Origin of the sequence: Acinetobacter sp. AYS6 (genome assembly GCF_025630795.1) — a bacterium.
In the GTDB taxonomy this organism is placed as follows: domain Bacteria; phylum Pseudomonadota; class Gammaproteobacteria; order Pseudomonadales; family Moraxellaceae; genus Acinetobacter.
In genome coordinates, this window is record NZ_JAOTNV010000005.1 from 655,634 (window position 1) to 672,502 (window position 16,869).

Sequence of the window (16,869 nt, forward strand, 5' to 3'; positions counted from 1 at the left end):
ACAGTGAATTAATAACGTTTTAAAAGAGGAACCAAGAACAGCGACCCAATGACAGCGACAGCAGCCAAGAAGGTAATTCCTAAATTAAAACTATGTGTTTGCATCACGATGTAACCGATAAGTACAGGTGCAATTGCACTTGCAAAATTACCTAAACCGTTAAATATTCCGCCCGCAGTCGCCCCTACATTTGAGGTGGTTACTTTTGCAAGCAGAGCAAATACGGCAGCGACTCCAAAACCCCATGCCATCGCACTTAAAGACATGGCAGCAATAATCAATAATGGCTGGGTCATCAGGACCATCACATACATGAAAATGCCTGCGAGTAATAAGCCACTAAATACCTGAATGGCGCGTCGACCTAACTTGTCAGATAAAAATGCGCCCATGATTTCGCCAATTAACATGGCAATAAATGGAAAGCTTGAATACATCCCAAACTCTTTGAGATTGAATCCTTTGTCTTGCATAAGATAAGAAGGAACCCAGCTATTTAAGCCCCATAAATACGTCATCAATGCAATGTTAAAGAGGCACACCAACCAGAATGCACTGTTGCTTAAGAGCAGTTTTGTATTGGCAACATGGCCTTTGAAATTGGTACGTTTACTCTCACCATCAATTTCGACAGTTTTCTTAAGTTGTAAGTTACGCAGACCAAAAACAATGCTGAAAATTGCGATTAGCGTTAAACCAGCCATCACAAAAAAAGTGGTATGCCAGTCATGGTGCGCCAAAACATTTGCCGTGATCGGGAACCCAAGAAATGCACCAATCGGCGTGCCAAGTAAGAACATGGTAGAAGCACGTGCTTGCTGGCGATCTGTGTAAGTCTGCTTCACAATCGCATAAGCCAAAGCAAACAATGGACCTTCTGCCAAACCCAGTAATACACGCAAAATCAACATGCCTGAGTAGCTGGTGGTAAAACCCATGCAAAACATGAGTAAACCCCACGAGGTTACGCTCCAAAACAGCATTTTCTTTGGGTTAAAGATGTCACCCAAAAAGCTTAGAAAAACTGATGAAAAACCATAAGCAAGTAAGAAACTTGTCATGAGCCATCCGAGCTTGGCCTTATCTTCAGCAATTCCCATTGCACTTTGAAAATGTGGATCTGAAAATAAAACCGCAATACTAATCTTGTCGAAAAATGCTAGTACCACACACACCATAAGGACAAAAGCAGGTACCCAATGCTTTAATCCACTTTTCTCTTCATTACTCATGTGTCATTCCTTCGATTTGGTAATGAGAACCAGATTTAATGTTTACGGTTTTAATTTCATGACATTAAATTCAGAATCTGCTAACAGTTTTGGATCTAAAATGGTGTTGGCTTGCATCCAACGTTTTGCCAGTTTGACCAGTTTCGAATCATTAATTGCAATCATGTTCAGCAAACGATTTTCATGGTCCAGATATAAATAACTCACCTGATCTTCACCACCTTGGCGAATGACCAATTCTTTGGTTTTTTCAGGTTGATAAGTACCTAAAATTTGAATATTGAAGTGATATTGATCAGACCAGAGCCATGGAATATCGGTGTATTCAGTTTCAATTCCGAGCATTGATTTTGCTGCTGCAATGGCCTGATTTTGCGCATTTGCCCAAGACTGAATGCAATAGCCCAAACCCGGATGAATTGCGACATCACCTGCGGCATAAATGTTTTGATCTGAAGTTTGCCCAAAACAGTTCACCACAATGCCATCTTTCACATCGAGACCAGCGTGTACACCTAACTCTTTTGCGATCTCAGCGCCTGCACCTACCACGACACAGTCAAATAACTGACTATTTTGAGGATGGTTCACCACTTCAACTTTTTGATTAGGCGCTTCAATCAAATGAAGGCTCTTGCTATCTAAGTGAATTTTTGTGCCTTGGGTCTCATGCATATTTTTTAAAAATGCAGAAACTTCCGGACTCACACTTCTTGCACATAAACGGTCGCCATATTCAAAAATATGAACATCTTTACCTTGCTTACGTGCAGTTGCAGCAATTTCTAAACCAATCCAGCCACCGCCGATCACAGCGACATTTTTTGCAGTCTTTAGAATTTCAGCCAAACGCTCACAGTCATGCACATTGCGTAAGGTCACAACATTTGGAATAAACTGCCATGTATTCACTGGCACACGTGCACGACTTCCAGTTGCAATCAGTAATTTGTCATACGGCAAAATCTGGCCACTTTCTAAATGAACCTGTTTTTGCTCACGGTCGACTTTTGTCGCAATTTCCGGTTTATGCCATTGAACGTTGAACTCTTGAACCTGTTCAGGAGAGAACAGATTCAAACTTTCATACGTTGCTTCTTTTGAAAGTACTTGCTTAGACAGCGGTGGACGCTCATAAAACACTTGATCTTCATTTGAAACCACGTGAATTTCGCCCACATAACCATTTTGACGTAAAGTACTTACAGCCCAACCCGCTGCCTGTCCGGCACCTACAATTACGATCTTTTCCATAGCCATCTTCCTTGTTCAGCAATCCCTGTTAAACAGGCTTCACCTGACGGCGGGTTGTGTCATCAAGACCACCCTCAATCGCCCACTCGGTGAAAAGCTCTAGGCAATGTTCCTCTACACGTGGTTGCCATTCTTCTGTCAAATAATCATCGTTGGTGTAATATTCAAATGCACCACCTAATGGTGAGTTGACGTACCAGAAATAAGCTGAAGAAATTGGGTGACGTCCCGGCCCAATGAAAGTTGACCATTCCGAACGATTCATATTTAAACCGCCTCCAATCACCTCATGGATATCACGTACTACAAACGCAACGTGATTTAAGCCAGCAGGTTTATTTGGAACACTAAGCAAGAATAAATCATGGTGATAACCTTCACCGCGGCAACGTAAGAATGCACCGCGATTTTTGTAAGCATCAGATAAATGGAAGCCTACTTTTTCAATATAGAAGTTTTCAGTTGTTGCCAAATCCGGTGTGAAAAACACCACGTGTCCAATCGCAACAGGTTGACCTTTTTCATAGACAGGACTTGCTGCATTCACACGTTGAATGTTGCCGTATTGGTTAATGCCTTCCGTTTTTAGTTCTTGAACATCTTTCACAAAACTTTGTTCAAAACGAATGGTCATGCCATTTGGGTCAAGACACTGAACTGTATTTTCTGAACGCTCAAAGCCTCTTACATCAGCCAAACGAGCTGCCAAGTCTTCAAGGTCTTGAGCGTTATCAACACCCCAAGTCACTTCACGTAAAGTTGAGCCTTGTTCAATGGCAGCAGGCAAACGGTCATCATCACAATTAAATAGATAAATCTTGCTGCCATTTTGGGTTTGGTAAAGATCAGTACCTTCAATATCCGAAGCACTTTGACTTAAACCAAAATCTGCCAAAAACTTGTTTGAAGCGGCTCTATCTTCAACTCCAAACTTTAAAATCTCGATCCCTGTAATCATTTGACTACTCCTTAGTTAAAGACAAAACCGCCATTGACCGGAATATTTTGACCTGTCACAAAAGAGGACAAATCCGACAGTAGATACAATGCTGTTCCATTTAAATCTTGTGGAAGTTGCTGACGTTGAATCGCTCTTCCGTTGACATATAAATCGTGACGTTCTTGAGGCACATACTCGGTTGCCTCAACCAGAGTAAGGCCCGGTGACAATGTGTTGACACAGATATTGGACTGCCCCAACTCTCTTGCCATAGAACGCGTCATGGCAACAATTGCACCTTTACTTGCAACATAAGCCATGAGGTTTGGCGCGCCCCAAAGTGCTGTATCGGAAGCAACATTAATAATTTTGCCGGCAGCCGATTGCTTTAAATGGGGAACGCATGCCTTACTGATCAGCCATGTGCCTTTCACATTAATATTCATGACCCGGTCCCAAAGATCAGGATCATAATCAAGCATACTTTTTCCACCGACATTGGTTGCCAGTGCCGCACAATTCACAAGACCATCTAAACCATTTAATAGCTCAACGCTTTTTGCAACCGCATTTTCAATAGAGTCTGCATTGGCAAGGTCAACGGTAACCACATGAACGTTTAGCCCTTGTTGCTGTAACGCCTGTGCTTCTTGTTGCACCAAGTCAGATAAAATATCTGCCATCACAACTTCCGCACCTGCCTCGGCAATGGCTTGAGCGAAATCTCGGCCTAAACCACGCGCAGCACCAGTCACTAAAACTTTTTTGCCTTGCAACAACGCTACATTAGCCATGAGCTTCTTCCTGCATCTCGATACGGTTTGATGCATTTAGCGCAGCAATTTTCTTTAATTGCTTTTCAGCTTCTTTTTTCATTAAACGGCGTAAACGAGCAAGACCGACATCGTGTTGATAAAGGAATTCTTTTTCACGCGCATTTGGCGCAAGGTTTTCTAAAATAATTCGGTCTTGTTCCAATACATCCCAATGCAACTGCTCTAAATGATTGCGATATAAGAAGCGCCATACATTACGTTGCCAGCCACTCACCTTACGGCAGCGCCAGAAAAATACGCGAGTATTATTGGCATCAATTGGTGTTGCATAACCTACAATCCAGAATTCGCCACCCGGACCAAATTGTTTACGGTAAGGAATTGAAAGACGTAACCAGCTTGCACCTGTTGAGCCATATTCAACCCAGTCGAAGTTCACGCCAGTTTGGCCTTCTTTTTCAAAAACAAAGCCATTATCGGTCGTGCGGTGCTTCATCTCTGCAGTACGTTCACCATCTGCCATCGAGTGCGATGTCGCGTGTAAATAGGTCCCATGCATTGGGTCCATCACGTTATCAATGGCGTATTGATGGTTTACTTTCCAGTCTGCTTGGCAAAGGAATGCACTCCACTCTTCGCTTGCAAGTTGCTCTGGGAACTCAAGTGGTTTTGGCTGTTCGTTTGCATCAATACCAAACCAGATGAAGATTGCGCCATGTTGCTCACTTACCGGATAGCTCTTTAAACATTTGGTTCCTGTCATTGGACATTCATGAACAGCGGGCACATCAGCAACTACGCCATCGGCACGAACTTCAACACCGTGATACCAGCAAGCGACTCGGTCACCCAAGTTCCAACCCAATGAAAGGCGAGCACCGCGATGCGGACAGCGATCTTCAAGCGCATGCACCTGACCTTCGGCATCACGCCAAACCACAATATTTTCGCCTAAACGGGTAATTCCGACTGGATTAGCAGCCACTTCCCAACTTGCTAAAACCGGATGCCATTGGTCACGTAAACCAAGTTCTAAATATTCTTCAGCGCTTTGTGAAGCTGATACGATTGCGTTCATTTTATTCTTCCTTGAATTAATAACCTAAACGTTGCATTTCTTCTGTAAAGCTCGCAGAAGTCCATTCATCACCAGATTCACAGCGGAAACCCTGCTGATTAAGTGCAGAAACAACGTCATCTAACTCAGTTGCACCCGCAGAAAATGCTTGAATCAAGTTCTTTACAAAGTCTTGTTCGTAGAGCGTTGGTTCTTTATAACGTGTTTGCCAAACCAACAATTCAGATTGACCAGGAATTTGAATATTGTTGATACCTGCTTCGGTTGCTGGCGTTGCATGAATCCAGCTTGCCAACTTTTCATTAAATGTCTTCATTGTTCTGCTTCCTTGTACATGTGAGGACTAGAGTTGAATTTGAATATCCTGTCCTTCAACACGAACTGGGTACGTACATAGGTTTCTACACCCGGGTCCACTTTTTAGCTCACCTGTCTGAATGTCAAAAATTGCTTCGTGCAATGGGCATTCAACAGTGTGATCTTCGATAAATCCTTCAGTTAATAAGGCATATGCATGAGGGCAAACATTTTCGATAGCAAAGTAATTTTCATCGACGAAAAATACGCCTATTTTTTTCCCTTCAATTTCGATGGCTTTCGGCTCATCTTCACTAACGTCACCCTGCTGACAAATTGAGATCCAACTCATACCTTGCGCCCTCATTTTGTTTTATATACAAAACATAATTTGATTTTCAAAACATAGGCTAAGCATAATCCCCTTGATCATTTTTTGTCAAAGTAAAAATAAATATAAATTTCATTATCTTAATTAAATTTAAATATTTTGTTACGTTTCAAACAGGAAACAAAGTTTTGAATATAAAAATTGTTTTATGCATTTTTAACAATTACAATAGTTCTAAAATAAAGCAGCATGCTCCAAATTGAACCTTGTTTTATTTATAGGAAAATGACACAAATGAGCCTAACAATTGAAGAAGATTCGCAAGAATCAGAAACAACAAAAAATGATGATCGATATTTAGTACCCGGCCTTGTCCGGGGGTTGGCTATCTTGCAAGCATTTAATCAACAAGCGCAAGAAATGACGATTACAGAAATTGCTGAAATTTTAGAAGTGAACCGTTCTAGTGCATTTCGCCTAATCTATACACTCGAGTCTTGCGGCTATTTAAGAAAAGCATCTCAAAAAACTTATGCGCTCGATTCAAAAGTCATGGAACTTGGTTTTAATAGTTTATCTAAACTTTCATTACTCGATTTATCGACACCATTAATGAAAGAACTACGTGACCAAACTAAACTTGCCGTGCATCTTTCTATTTTAGAAGGCACCCACATTGTCTTTGTAAATAACATTCAATCGATGGGAACCTTTACGAGCAACATTAGCTTAGGGACTCGCTGGCCTGCCCACGCAACTGTGATTGGTCAAATGCTATTGTCTGATTTACCTGAAAATGAAGTACGTCAGCGTTACCGTAACTTTGATGATTGGGATAGCTTTTCTGAACTGACTCCAACCAATTTAAAAACCTTATTGCAAAGATTAGTGTATGTAAAAACTCAAAAAACAATGGTGAGCTGGGGTCATTATAATCATGATATGGCAGCTTGCGCGGCACCTATCTTTAAACAGTCAAATGGCAAAATGGTGGCTGTTATTTCAGTGAGTTGCCCAATTACCACATATGATGAAAGAACATTTAAAGAAGATATCGCAAGCCTCGTTGTTGAAACAGCAAACAAAATTTCCAAATTTATTTATTAAAAAAAAGCGACGTTAAGTCGCTTTTTTTGTGATTTTACTTCTTAAATTAAAAATTACACTTAGATATGTCCCCATTCATATCTTGAAAAATTAGTGCCGAAAGGCTTTCTTTAATATCAAACTTTAAATACTGCTGTTTAAACTGGACAATCGCATAAAACTCTTCAGCACCGTCATCTAAACCAGTCGCAGAAACCTGACTGCCCTGCGGAAAATCTTTGAGCCACTCGGCATCATAGAAATCTGACACTGAACTAAACTCTATATATTTTGCGGGCTCTGCCATTATTTTTGCAGCAATCAGATCAAACTGTTGTTGTTTATAAATATCTAAGCTCAACAACATGATCACTCTCCAAATTAAAGCTGGTTAGAGGCTAAAAGCTGTTTCTTTTTAACCTTTTCCCATTGATACCAACCATAAGCGGCCATCAGAACAAATGCTGCATATAACGCGGCTGTTAAAAATAAATCTTTATAGATAAACATGCCGACATAAATAATGTCGACAAAGACCCAAAGTACCCATGTGGCAATATGCTTACGGCTGGTCCAGTACGTTGCCAGCAAACTAAAGGCTGCAAGCTGTGAGTCGAGCATCGGTACTGCTGCATCGGTAAAGTTTTTAAGAACTAGACCAAATAGTAACCCACCTACCGCAGCAATAATCATTTGGAGGATAGCCGTTTTAACTGCAATAGGTTCGATTCGAATGTCATGATCTTGCTGTTTTCCTTTGAACCAATAGTAAAAGCCATAAAAATTTACGACCATAAAAAAGAACTGCAAAATGGTTTCGCCATAAAGTTTAAATTCGTAAAACAAATAGGCATATAAAACAAAAGCAAAGAAATTAAACAGCCAACACCACATGTTTCTGATAACAGTTAGTCCGACCCCAATTAGGCTAATCAAGACTGCAAAAATTTCTAGAGGTGACATAAGAACAGCTTCTTATTAAGATCAATTCGACGGGGTATTATGAGAAAAATATAGAGCTAAGCAAACTACTAATTTAAAGTAATCAAAAAATCTATAGTTCATATTTGAATATAATTTGTACTTTTCTATTTCTGTGTTATAAAAATACCATCTGTATTTTTAATATACTTATCATGTTTTTATCCAAAGCCCATTGTTGTCTAGCGCATCAATTACACTCCCCAGAGATTAAGTTCGATGTGGTCAATTGGCGACGTCCTTATTTTGGACAATTTGGCGCTTTGGATACGAAAATCGAGATATTTAAATTGTAATATATTCCCCGAATTTTCATCACAAGCCGCCATAAAATGCGGCTTTTTTTATGCCCTTTTAACACACAAAAACCCAACTTTCTGGAGCTTTATATGAAGCCATTATTTGAACAACAGAGTATATCCACCCCGCAGATTCAGCCGGCTGTAGCATTAACTTCATCTCCAACTCGCCTCGCTACAGCCGGCCAATTTATTGCTGTCGTCATTATTTGGTCACTTACCCCACTCGCGGCCGTCTGGACAGTACAAGAAATTCACTGGGCATGGGGATTATTTATTCGATTCAGTCTGGCGATTCCAATCGCCTTACTCTGTCTAAGGTTTTTTCGTTTAAAGCTCATCTTTAGTAAAAAAGCTATTTTAAGTTACTGTGCAGGCGCCATTGGCTTATTTGGATCTATGGCCTTTTGCTACATGGGGGCAGATAAAGTTCCCTCTGCCATTATCTCAATTATTTACGGTACTTCTCCGTTAGTGTCCGGCCTCATTAGCTCCTTTTTATTAGGACGTGAGCGTTTCTCGGCATGGCAATGGCTTGGGCTCGGTATTGCTCTTGTCGGGATGAGTTTTACTTTAGGTCTTTCTTCATCAGGTTTTCAGCTCAACCGCGTCGGTATTATGTTAGAACTGATCGCAATGCTGTTTTATGTCTTATCGACGTTTGCCGTAAAATCTGTCGGAGCGCATATTCCACCCATTACACAAATGACAGGTGCTACTCTTGTTTCATGGATCGGTTATGTATGCTTGTTACCTTTCTTTTGGTCGCATCTTCCCACTGAATTTCCAAGCCTTAAAATTTCATTAGCGGTACTCTACAGCGCGGTTTTTTCATCTGTGCTTGCGATGATTTTTTATTATCAACTCATCAAGGTCTTACAGCCGACCACCGTACTACTTATTACGATTATCACCCCAGTATTAGCTACATTTTGGGGGACATGGTTCAACCATGAACAGCTTAGCTCACATCTTATTTTAGGTTTAACCCTGTTATGCCTAGGGTTATTGATGTATTCACGTCGTCCAACTTAATATTTTATAACCTGATTGAGAACACTCGTCAGGTTATTCTCCCCCTCATCTTTACATTAACCTTAATAATAAAAACTTAGTTTTATTTTAATCGCCGTTCTATTTTTGTTTACAAAGTAGTCAATAAATTATATTTGACACTTTTTAAACGATCGTTTAAAAACTTATTAGAAGATAAATAAAGGACATCCAAATATGTCAAATCAAGAAGGAAAAGTCAGCCGTGAAACCCGCGGACATATTTTTTTGATTGGTCTAGATCGGGCAGCAAAACGGAATGCCTTTGATAGCCATCTCATTAAAGATTTATCATTAGCGCTTACCGAATATGAAAATAATGATGGCTTACGCTGTGCAGTTATTTTTGCCCATGGCGACCATTTTACAGCCGGATTAGACCTAGTTGAATTACAACCTAAACTCGCCACAGGTGTTTTTGATTTTAGTGATGAGGAAGTTAACCCCTGGGGTACAGTTGGACGAAAGCTCAGTAAACCTTTGATTGTAGCCGTACAAGGTTATTGCTACACCGCTGGTATAGAACTATTTCTGAATGCAGACATTGCTTTAGCAAGTGAAAATACTCAGTTTGCCCAAATGGAAGTCCAACGTGGGATCTTACCTTTTGGTGGGGCAACAGCACGATTTACTCAAGCCGCAGGTTGGGCCAAAGCTATGCGCTATTTACTCACCGGTGACTCTTTTGATGCAAAAGCTGCCTTTGAGATGAACCTGATTACAGAAATATGCCCTGAAGGTACGGAGCTCAACCGTGCAATAGAACTTGCTGAACGTATCGCACAAGCTGCGCCACTGGCTGTAAAAGCGACCCTCGCTTCTGCCCGTGAAGCCATCAATGAAGGTTATCAAACTGCATTTAGTCACTTACAGGGCCATCTTCAACCTTTGCTCACCACAGAAGATGTGCAAGAAGGTGTTTTTGCCATGTTGCAAAAAAGACCTCCAGTTTTTAAAGGTAAATAACGCTTAGTCAAGCTAGAAAAATAAAGAGAAAAGCAATGCAATCAGCGACTCAAACGAAAGAACAGCTTAGCCAAAATGTACAATTTCCAGCTTTAGATGGCTATCAACTCAAGGGCACACGTTACTTTACGCCTACCCTCGCTAAAGCAAATATTGTCGTTGCTGGAGCAACAGGCGTCCCGCATGAGTTTTACCGCCGCTTTGCTGAATATATGACGCAATTTGGCTATCAAATATTAACGTTTGACTATCGAGGCGTTGGGAAATCGAGTCCCAAATCTTTAAAAGGATTTGATATGTCTTATTTAGACTGGGGACAATATGACTTAGCAGGTGCTATCGAATATTTATCAAAAGAACCTTTACCTCTTTTCATGGTGGGTCATTCTTACGGTGGCCATGCGCTAGGCCTCTTACCTAATCATGAGAAATTATTAGCCTGCTACACGTTTGGTACAGGTGCAGGTTGGCACGGCTACATGCCACTGAAAGAACGATTTAAAGTTCAAGTGGTCTGGAATATCGTATTTCCCCCCATTGTTGCCGTGACAGGTTATTTACCTTGGAGCAAATTTAATATGGGTTCCGATTTACCTCTCAATGTTTATAAACAGTGGCGTAAATGGTGTAAAAACCCTAAGTATTTTTTTGCTGACCCAGAACAGCAACATTTAATTGAACAATATGCTTCTGTCAAAACTCCAATTTATGCAGTCTCGGCCCTTGATGATGACTGGGCTTTACCCACTTCTTGCCGTGCATTTATGCAACATTATCGACAAGCAGAAGTCACATATCTCAGTCTTCAACCTCAAGATGTTGCTATGAAAACCATTGGGCATATGGGCTACTTTAAAAAAGATGCTGAACAAATCTGGAATAAAATCCGCACCACTTTTGATGGTTTTTTATAAACCTGTTTTATGTTTTGGATGATGTGAAATGAGACCACAAAAACTTGCGAAAGAAGAGCTGCTCAAGCACTGCGCTTTGCAGTTTAAAACTTATGGATATGCAGGAACGAGCATGGACATGCTGGCGAAAGCTTGTGGCCTCACTAAAGCTTCTTTTTATTATTATTATCCAAACAAAGAGGCGCTTTTGCTCGAAGTGTTAAATGGTACTCATCAATATTTAATTCATTCTCTATTTGAAAGTACAACAAATTCAGAACTCTCAGCAATTGAATGTTTTGAGCAAATGCATAAACGTGCTGTACAGTTTTTTACCCAAGGGGTGAATGGTTGCCTGATTGGGGTAATTTCAATGGAAGCGGCATATGGCTCACCTGAAATTTTAGCCAAAATACGTAGTATTTTTCAGGACTGGCAACTTGCAATTGAATCTATTTTTGCCAAGTGCATTGCTCACGATCAAGCAGAGATTTTAGCAAAACAAAGTATTGCTGATTATGAAGGTGCAATCTTGATGTACCGTGTGACACAGGATGAATTTTATATTAATCAAGTTAAGCAACGTATTCTTGGATTTCTCAATTCATAAAAATAAAGCCCACTTTTAGTGGGCTTTATTTTTATGATAAGGCTTATTCAACTCTAACAATTTTACCTAATTCATCGTGGTGAACGACTGTAATTTTTTGGCTACGCCCCTGCTCAATTTCATGTTCAGGTAAATCAAAGTAGCGTGCATAATCATCAGTCTGTTTTGCTTTAAGCGCGCTACCACCGACACGACGCTCCGGTAGCACATGGCTCCATAACAATAAGCAAATTGCACAAGCAATTAATGCTGTAAGGCCATGTTCAATCCCTACACCAAAGGCATTAAATAAACGGTGTACCAAATGAGTTTTTTGTAACTCAGCCAATACCCAGATAAACACAAAAGGACGCCACAACAACAACCAAACCGCCCACATCATGGCTGTGCTTGTTGTAGAAGCATAGCGTTTATGCCATGGTAATTGACGGCGTAAATCAATAATCAACGAATTTGTCTTCATTTCTCTCTTTACCTAACGAAGTGCTGTGGTTTTTCCCCAGACATCAATACAGCACGATCTTTAAAATCTCATGACTCTTGCATTTCATTCTAGCGAATGCCCCGATCCGGGCTCACCCAACGTGCTCGTTTCTCATCTCCACGTCGTAAGACTTTTGGAAATGCCACAATGGTTGCTGAAATAGTGATTAGCCAAAAGACCAATGGATACCAGATCATCCAGAAATAGTTTTTTCCTAGATGCGGTTCATAACGACTATCCATCCATTTGCTTAAAGCAAACTGAATTAGACAGGTTGCCCCCAATAAAATACCGCTACCATACGGTAAAAATGGGGAACTCACAACGGCCAGTGCGGGTACAGGTAAAATAAAATGTGCCAACCACAATAAGGCCATCGCTAGCATTAAATATGACCAAACTAAAGTTAAGCAAAGCTCAAACATTAAAGGCCATAAAAAATTCAATTTTGGCTTGGTGAACACATCAATATTTTTAATTAATACTTGTGCGCCACCCATTGCCCAACGTAAACGTTGTTTCCACAACCCATTTAAGGTTTCAGGCATTAAAATCCAAACCAAGGCATTCGGTTCAAACTCAATATCCCAACCTGCACGCTGTAACTTCCAAGTAATATCGATATCTTCAGTCAACATATTTGGTGACCAATAGTCGACTTGGTGAACCGCGCTTTTACGAAAAGCCGTAATTACACCCGATACGGTAAACAAACGACCAAAGGTACGTTGTGCACGTTTAATCATGCCCACAATCGAAGAAAACTCACCGACCTGAATACGACCTAATAAAGTTGAGCGAGTGCGGATACGCGGGTTTCCAGTGACCGCAGCAACAGTCGGATTTTCAAGGAAATGACGAATCATCCACTTTGCTGCATGTGGATCAAGTAAAGCATCACCATCAATACCAATTAAAAATTCGGCATCGGTCATTAAGCTTCCGGCTTGCAACCCCATGGCTTTACCTTGGTTTTGAGCCAAATGAACAACACGCAATTTTTCATGTTGTTCTGCTAAACGGTCAAGTACTTCGCCTGTATTATCCGAGCTGCCATCATTAATCGCAATCACTTCAAAATGAGGATAGTCCAGTTTTAAAGCATGGCTAATGGTTTCCTCTGCATTGTCCCCTTCATTAAAACAAGGAACTAATACAGCAACTTTTGGATAACTTTCTAATGGGGCTGGTTGATCGTAAGGCGGAGCCTGACGTTCTTTCCAATAGAAAATGATCGCACCCATCATCCATAAATACGACATGAATAATGGGTAATAAAAAACAAATTTTAAGGCATGCGACCATATTGCAGCAAAGATTGTCATGTTTCAGCCCCGACTACGGCACAAGACGAGATGATTTTTCAGCAAATGCTTTATGCATTACGTCAACATCCGGGTGATCTTTGATTGGGTCATCAGGGTAATATCCGACATGCATTACACCTTGTTGATAAAGTGAGTGAATTGTTGCTGCCATTTCAGTTGAAGGTACCTTTTCATTTTTACGCCAGTCGGTTGCCTGTAATTCGAAAACGGTTTTCTTGATGCCATTAGGATATTGTTTTACCCGATCAACCATATCTTTATAAAATTGATCAGCATTATCCACTTGTTCCATATAAGGCATCGCCATAATAGCTGTAAAGTCATAGCGTTTTAATGACTCTTCAAGCGATTGTGAATACCAGTTTTCTGCATAGGGTTTTAACGCAACTTGCGCATACAAATTACGTGCAGTCATCAAGAATGGCTCATATTGTCGCACGTCATCAACAAGTTGCATTGCAAAATCATCTAGATATTTTGTCTTATATGCAGTCCACTTTTGCAAGTCTTGGTCGTTCTCACGGATTTTTGCCAAATCTGTCGGTAAACCTTGTTTCGCATAGGCTTTTAAAGCATCTGGGCTGGCATCTTCATAATCAGATAAGGTCACGTCGTCATGGAATAAAATTCCGTTAAACGGCGTTGACTTAGCCAAATCCTGATAAATTTCACGAATAGTTTGACGTGCATCGGCTGAGAACGGACTTAAACGGATATAACCCATATTCAAGTGCTCACCTGCTTTTGCCTGCTCCGTCACAACCAAATCCTTAGAAACAGGATCAGTTTTTGGTAATTCCCACGCCAATAGCGGCATCCACGCATAAATACGGCTTACAGCAGTACGCGTTTGAATTTGCCATGCAACACGATTAAATAAATCGGCACGCATTGGAATATGGCGGTTTGGGAAATAAACCATATCAGCAGAACCATTCGCATCTGGATCTGAAAATGCCTGTAAATAAACTGTATTTACACCCATGCCATTAATTCGGTCTAACAAGTGGCCTAAATTACGCTCTTGTTGTTTCGGGTCTGGATCATAAATATAGTCCAGATCAATATGCATGATTTTTTGCGGACGGTTATTGTCCGTTAAATTTAATTCACGATTTTTAATTTCTTGAGCCAAATCATCAGTGGTCATTCCACCTTCTACCAAAATACGGCTCATATTTTGTAGTGACTGTTTTGCGTGGTCTGCCCCATCATCAAGTGTAATGGTTACTGGCATGCCCAATTTGTTTGCAATTTTAACAGTTTGCATATTATAGCGACCATATGGCCATACCATAACACGTGGTGAACGTAAGCCATGTGCTTTGAGTAATTCGTTATTTTTTTTCAGGTCGTTATAGATTCGTGACTGATATTGTTCATCGTTTTCATAGGTTTGAGTTTTAACATCATAAAAACGCGTCGTGGCAGCAGGTTCAGAATTACCTTGTGGGTTGCCTGTAATACCGCGGTGCAAATGATAGCTATGGCTTGCAATCTCAACAAAACCACTATCTTGCATTTCTTTAAGTTCACCCCAGCTTAAGATTTTATCACGTGGAATTTCTTCACCTGAAAAATCAACTTTCTGCCCTGCTTTCGGCTCTAACCATGAACCGACTACTGCGAGCACAACAGGGATTTTTTTAGCTTTAATGACCGGATATGCATTTTGATAAAAAGACTGGTAACCATCATCTACAGTTAATAAAACTGGTTTTGTAGGCAGTTGATATTTACCTTGATGAGCGCGAATTAACTGGTCAACCGTAATAAAATGGAATCCGTTTTTTTGTAGCCATTCAACGTGCTGGCTAAATTGTTGAGTTGTGACCGCATATTGAGGAATTAATGCATTCTTAGTATCGGTAATTTCATGATAACCAATGACCGTAAGTGTTGAAGCGTCCAGTTTAGGTGGTTTGGCTAATGCCATACCTGACAAGCCAGCCAAGGCCAAGCCAAGTGTGATGTTCAACAAAGGAGATGCAAAGCGGATAATCATGAAATAGCGTCTCAATAGCAATATAGATTATTTATGTGAATTTTGATGTTAAGACGCAAACTTTCTTCAATTTGGTCTTAATATCATCCTGCTCACAAATGAACAGTTTTTCAGTCAGCATTTATAATCAAATAATCTGAAAATAATCTTAAATATTCAAAAAGCTAAAATATAAATAAATAATGTATTTATATTTAAAGCTCATATAAACAAGAAAGCCCCCTAAAGGGCTTTCAAATTTTCACTAGTCACGAGTTTTGACATCGAATAATTCAATTTCAAAAATTAAATTAGAATTTGCTGGAATAATCTTACCCATTTTACGCTCACCATAAGCTAAATGAGCAGGCACAATTAATTTACGTTTGCCACCAACTTTCATTCCCATAATGCCTTGGTCCCAGCCTTTAATCACACGGCCTGTACCAATCACGCATTCAAAATAATTACCGCGATCAATTGAAGAATCGAATTTAGTACCGTCTTCTAACCAACCTGTATAGTGAGTTGTAATCAAAGCACCCTTAACAGCCTCTTTGCCTTCACCTACTTTTAAATCGATAATTTCTAATTCATTTGACATGGTTTAACCCTTAAACTGAATTTCTAAAATCGCAATTAGTACTTAGTGTACCAACTGAATCTGTAGAATTTGTTGCGCTTTTCTAAATTACTGTAACTGTGTCCAAACAACATTTGCCTGACCCTTTTCACCTAAAAGCGTCCACTCGTTGTCCATCACATTTAATTGTAGTTGCATCGTACGTTCACAGAGCTGTTCAAGCTCGGCTGTACTTTGAGGCGCAATTTGCCACACCTGAACGTTACTTAAGGTTTTAATTTTACTGTTTCGCTTCCACCAGTCTTCGACTTGTGTGCCATAAACAACAACCGCAACCGTTTTACAACGCGCACTGGCTTTTTTAACTTTATCTTCAGACGGCAAACCGACTTCAATCCAAGTTTCTAATTGACCCGTCAAATCTTTTTGCCATAACGCTGGCTCGTCAGTTTCAAAAAGGTCTTTAGTAAACTCAAGCTCATCACTTGCGAAACGGGCAAAAGCCATCAAACGAACCATTAAACGTTCTAAAGTTTCCGAAGGATGCAAGGCAAGCGTCAGTTGATAATCACCATAAATATGGTCATCCATATTGGCAATATTCAAGTCTGCCTTATAAATTGTTGCTTTAAGCGCCATGATTAATATGTTCCAAAATTTGGCGCTAAGGATACTCGATTTTAGGTAAAAATTA

The 16,869-nt window shown here is 40.2% G+C and carries 19 protein-coding genes; 5 read left to right on the forward strand and 14 right to left on the reverse strand.

Going from position 1 to position 16,869, the window contains the following annotated elements:
- Nucleotides 1-8: 8 nt before the first annotated feature.
- Genes OD757_RS07820 through OD757_RS07850 form a run of 7 tightly spaced genes read right to left on the reverse strand, consistent with a single transcriptional unit; the run spans nucleotide 9 to nucleotide 5,929 of the window.
- On the reverse strand, nucleotides 9-1,232 hold the full coding sequence (locus OD757_RS07820; protein ID WP_263031469.1) for an MFS transporter: 1,224 nt from the start codon (nucleotides 1,230-1,232) through the stop codon (nucleotides 9-11).
- A gap of 42 nt (nucleotides 1,233-1,274) precedes the next feature.
- Complete coding sequence (locus OD757_RS07825; RefSeq protein ID WP_263031470.1) at nucleotides 1,275-2,486, reverse strand: NAD(P)/FAD-dependent oxidoreductase; 1,212 nt, start codon at nucleotides 2,484-2,486, stop codon at nucleotides 1,275-1,277.
- A gap of 28 nt (nucleotides 2,487-2,514) precedes the next feature.
- Nucleotides 2,515-3,444 carry a VOC family protein gene (locus tag OD757_RS07830; RefSeq protein WP_263031471.1) on the reverse strand — a complete coding sequence of 310 codons (930 nt, stop codon included), beginning with the start codon at nucleotides 3,442-3,444 and terminating at the stop codon, nucleotides 2,515-2,517.
- A gap of 11 nt (nucleotides 3,445-3,455) precedes the next feature.
- A complete protein-coding gene (locus OD757_RS07835) occupies nucleotides 3,456-4,220 on the reverse strand; it encodes an SDR family oxidoreductase (protein WP_263031472.1) in 765 nt (254 codons plus the stop codon).
- Nucleotides 4,213-5,280, reverse strand: coding sequence for an aromatic ring-hydroxylating oxygenase subunit alpha (locus OD757_RS07840; RefSeq protein WP_004641722.1), 1,068 nt, complete (start codon nucleotides 5,278-5,280; stop codon nucleotides 4,213-4,215). Before OD757_RS07840 ends, OD757_RS07835 begins: the two co-directional genes overlap by 8 nt.
- Nucleotides 5,281-5,296: 16 nt before the next feature.
- Nucleotides 5,297-5,596: a recombinase-like helix-turn-helix domain-containing protein gene (locus OD757_RS07845; RefSeq protein ID WP_005070730.1), complete on the reverse strand. Its 300-nt coding sequence runs from the start codon at nucleotides 5,594-5,596 to the stop codon at nucleotides 5,297-5,299.
- 27 nt (nucleotides 5,597-5,623) lie between these two features.
- Nucleotides 5,624-5,929, reverse strand: a complete 306-nt coding sequence (locus tag OD757_RS07850; RefSeq protein WP_009386591.1) for a non-heme iron oxygenase ferredoxin subunit — start codon at nucleotides 5,927-5,929, stop codon at nucleotides 5,624-5,626.
- Nucleotides 5,930-6,202: 273 nt separating this feature from the next.
- Here OD757_RS07850 and OD757_RS07855 point away from each other — a divergent pair, with 273 nt between their 5' ends.
- A complete protein-coding gene (locus OD757_RS07855; RefSeq protein ID WP_263031473.1) occupies nucleotides 6,203-7,015 on the forward strand; it encodes an IclR family transcriptional regulator in 813 nt (270 codons plus the stop codon).
- A 46-nt stretch (nucleotides 7,016-7,061) separates the two neighbouring features.
- On the opposite strand, the gene OD757_RS07860 is transcribed toward OD757_RS07855, so the two are convergent.
- The gene (locus tag OD757_RS07860) at nucleotides 7,062-7,361 is read right to left on the reverse strand and encodes a hypothetical protein (RefSeq protein WP_263031474.1); all 300 of its coding nucleotides are present in this window, start codon (nucleotides 7,359-7,361) and stop codon (nucleotides 7,062-7,064) included.
- A gap of 14 nt (nucleotides 7,362-7,375) precedes the next feature.
- Nucleotides 7,376-7,957, reverse strand: coding sequence for a nicotinamide riboside transporter PnuC (gene pnuC, locus OD757_RS07865; protein ID WP_263031475.1), 582 nt, complete (start codon nucleotides 7,955-7,957; stop codon nucleotides 7,376-7,378).
- Between the two features lie 407 nt (nucleotides 7,958-8,364).
- Here pnuC and OD757_RS07870 point away from each other — a divergent pair, with 407 nt between their 5' ends.
- The 4 genes from OD757_RS07870 to OD757_RS07885 all read left to right on the forward strand — a co-directional run bounded on the left by OD757_RS07870 (nucleotide 8,365) and on the right by OD757_RS07885 (nucleotide 11,796).
- Entirely contained in the window at nucleotides 8,365-9,309 is a 945-nt protein-coding gene (locus OD757_RS07870) for a DMT family transporter (protein ID WP_263031476.1), read from the forward strand.
- Between the two features lie 195 nt (nucleotides 9,310-9,504).
- Nucleotides 9,505-10,293: a crotonase/enoyl-CoA hydratase family protein gene (locus OD757_RS07875; protein WP_263031477.1), complete on the forward strand. Its 789-nt coding sequence runs from the start codon at nucleotides 9,505-9,507 to the stop codon at nucleotides 10,291-10,293.
- 35 nt (nucleotides 10,294-10,328) lie between these two features.
- Complete coding sequence (locus OD757_RS07880; protein WP_263031478.1) at nucleotides 10,329-11,207, forward strand: alpha/beta fold hydrolase; 879 nt, start codon at nucleotides 10,329-10,331, stop codon at nucleotides 11,205-11,207.
- Between the two features lie 28 nt (nucleotides 11,208-11,235).
- Entirely contained in the window at nucleotides 11,236-11,796 is a 561-nt protein-coding gene (locus OD757_RS07885) for a TetR/AcrR family transcriptional regulator (protein WP_263031479.1), read from the forward strand.
- Nucleotides 11,797-11,839: 43 nt separating this feature from the next.
- Here OD757_RS07885 and pgaD read toward each other — a convergent pair whose 3' ends face one another.
- The 5 genes from pgaD to OD757_RS07910 form a co-directional block, all read right to left on the reverse strand.
- Nucleotides 11,840-12,259, reverse strand: coding sequence for a poly-beta-1,6-N-acetyl-D-glucosamine biosynthesis protein PgaD (gene pgaD, locus OD757_RS07890; RefSeq protein WP_034676941.1), 420 nt, complete (start codon nucleotides 12,257-12,259; stop codon nucleotides 11,840-11,842).
- A gap of 89 nt (nucleotides 12,260-12,348) precedes the next feature.
- Nucleotides 12,349-13,605 carry a poly-beta-1,6-N-acetyl-D-glucosamine synthase gene (pgaC, locus tag OD757_RS07895; protein WP_263031480.1) on the reverse strand — a complete coding sequence of 419 codons (1,257 nt, stop codon included), beginning with the start codon at nucleotides 13,603-13,605 and terminating at the stop codon, nucleotides 12,349-12,351.
- A 13-nt stretch (nucleotides 13,606-13,618) separates the two neighbouring features.
- Nucleotides 13,619-15,613 carry a poly-beta-1,6-N-acetyl-D-glucosamine N-deacetylase PgaB gene (gene pgaB, locus OD757_RS07900; RefSeq protein WP_263031481.1) on the reverse strand — a complete coding sequence of 665 codons (1,995 nt, stop codon included), beginning with the start codon at nucleotides 15,611-15,613 and terminating at the stop codon, nucleotides 13,619-13,621.
- A gap of 244 nt (nucleotides 15,614-15,857) precedes the next feature.
- The gene (locus OD757_RS07905; RefSeq protein WP_002117532.1) at nucleotides 15,858-16,196 is read right to left on the reverse strand and encodes an FKBP-type peptidyl-prolyl cis-trans isomerase; all 339 of its coding nucleotides are present in this window, start codon (nucleotides 16,194-16,196) and stop codon (nucleotides 15,858-15,860) included.
- 87 nt (nucleotides 16,197-16,283) lie between these two features.
- On the reverse strand, nucleotides 16,284-16,814 hold the full coding sequence (locus OD757_RS07910; RefSeq protein WP_005303252.1) for a YaeQ family protein: 531 nt from the start codon (nucleotides 16,812-16,814) through the stop codon (nucleotides 16,284-16,286).
- Nucleotides 16,815-16,869: the final 55 nt, after the last annotated feature.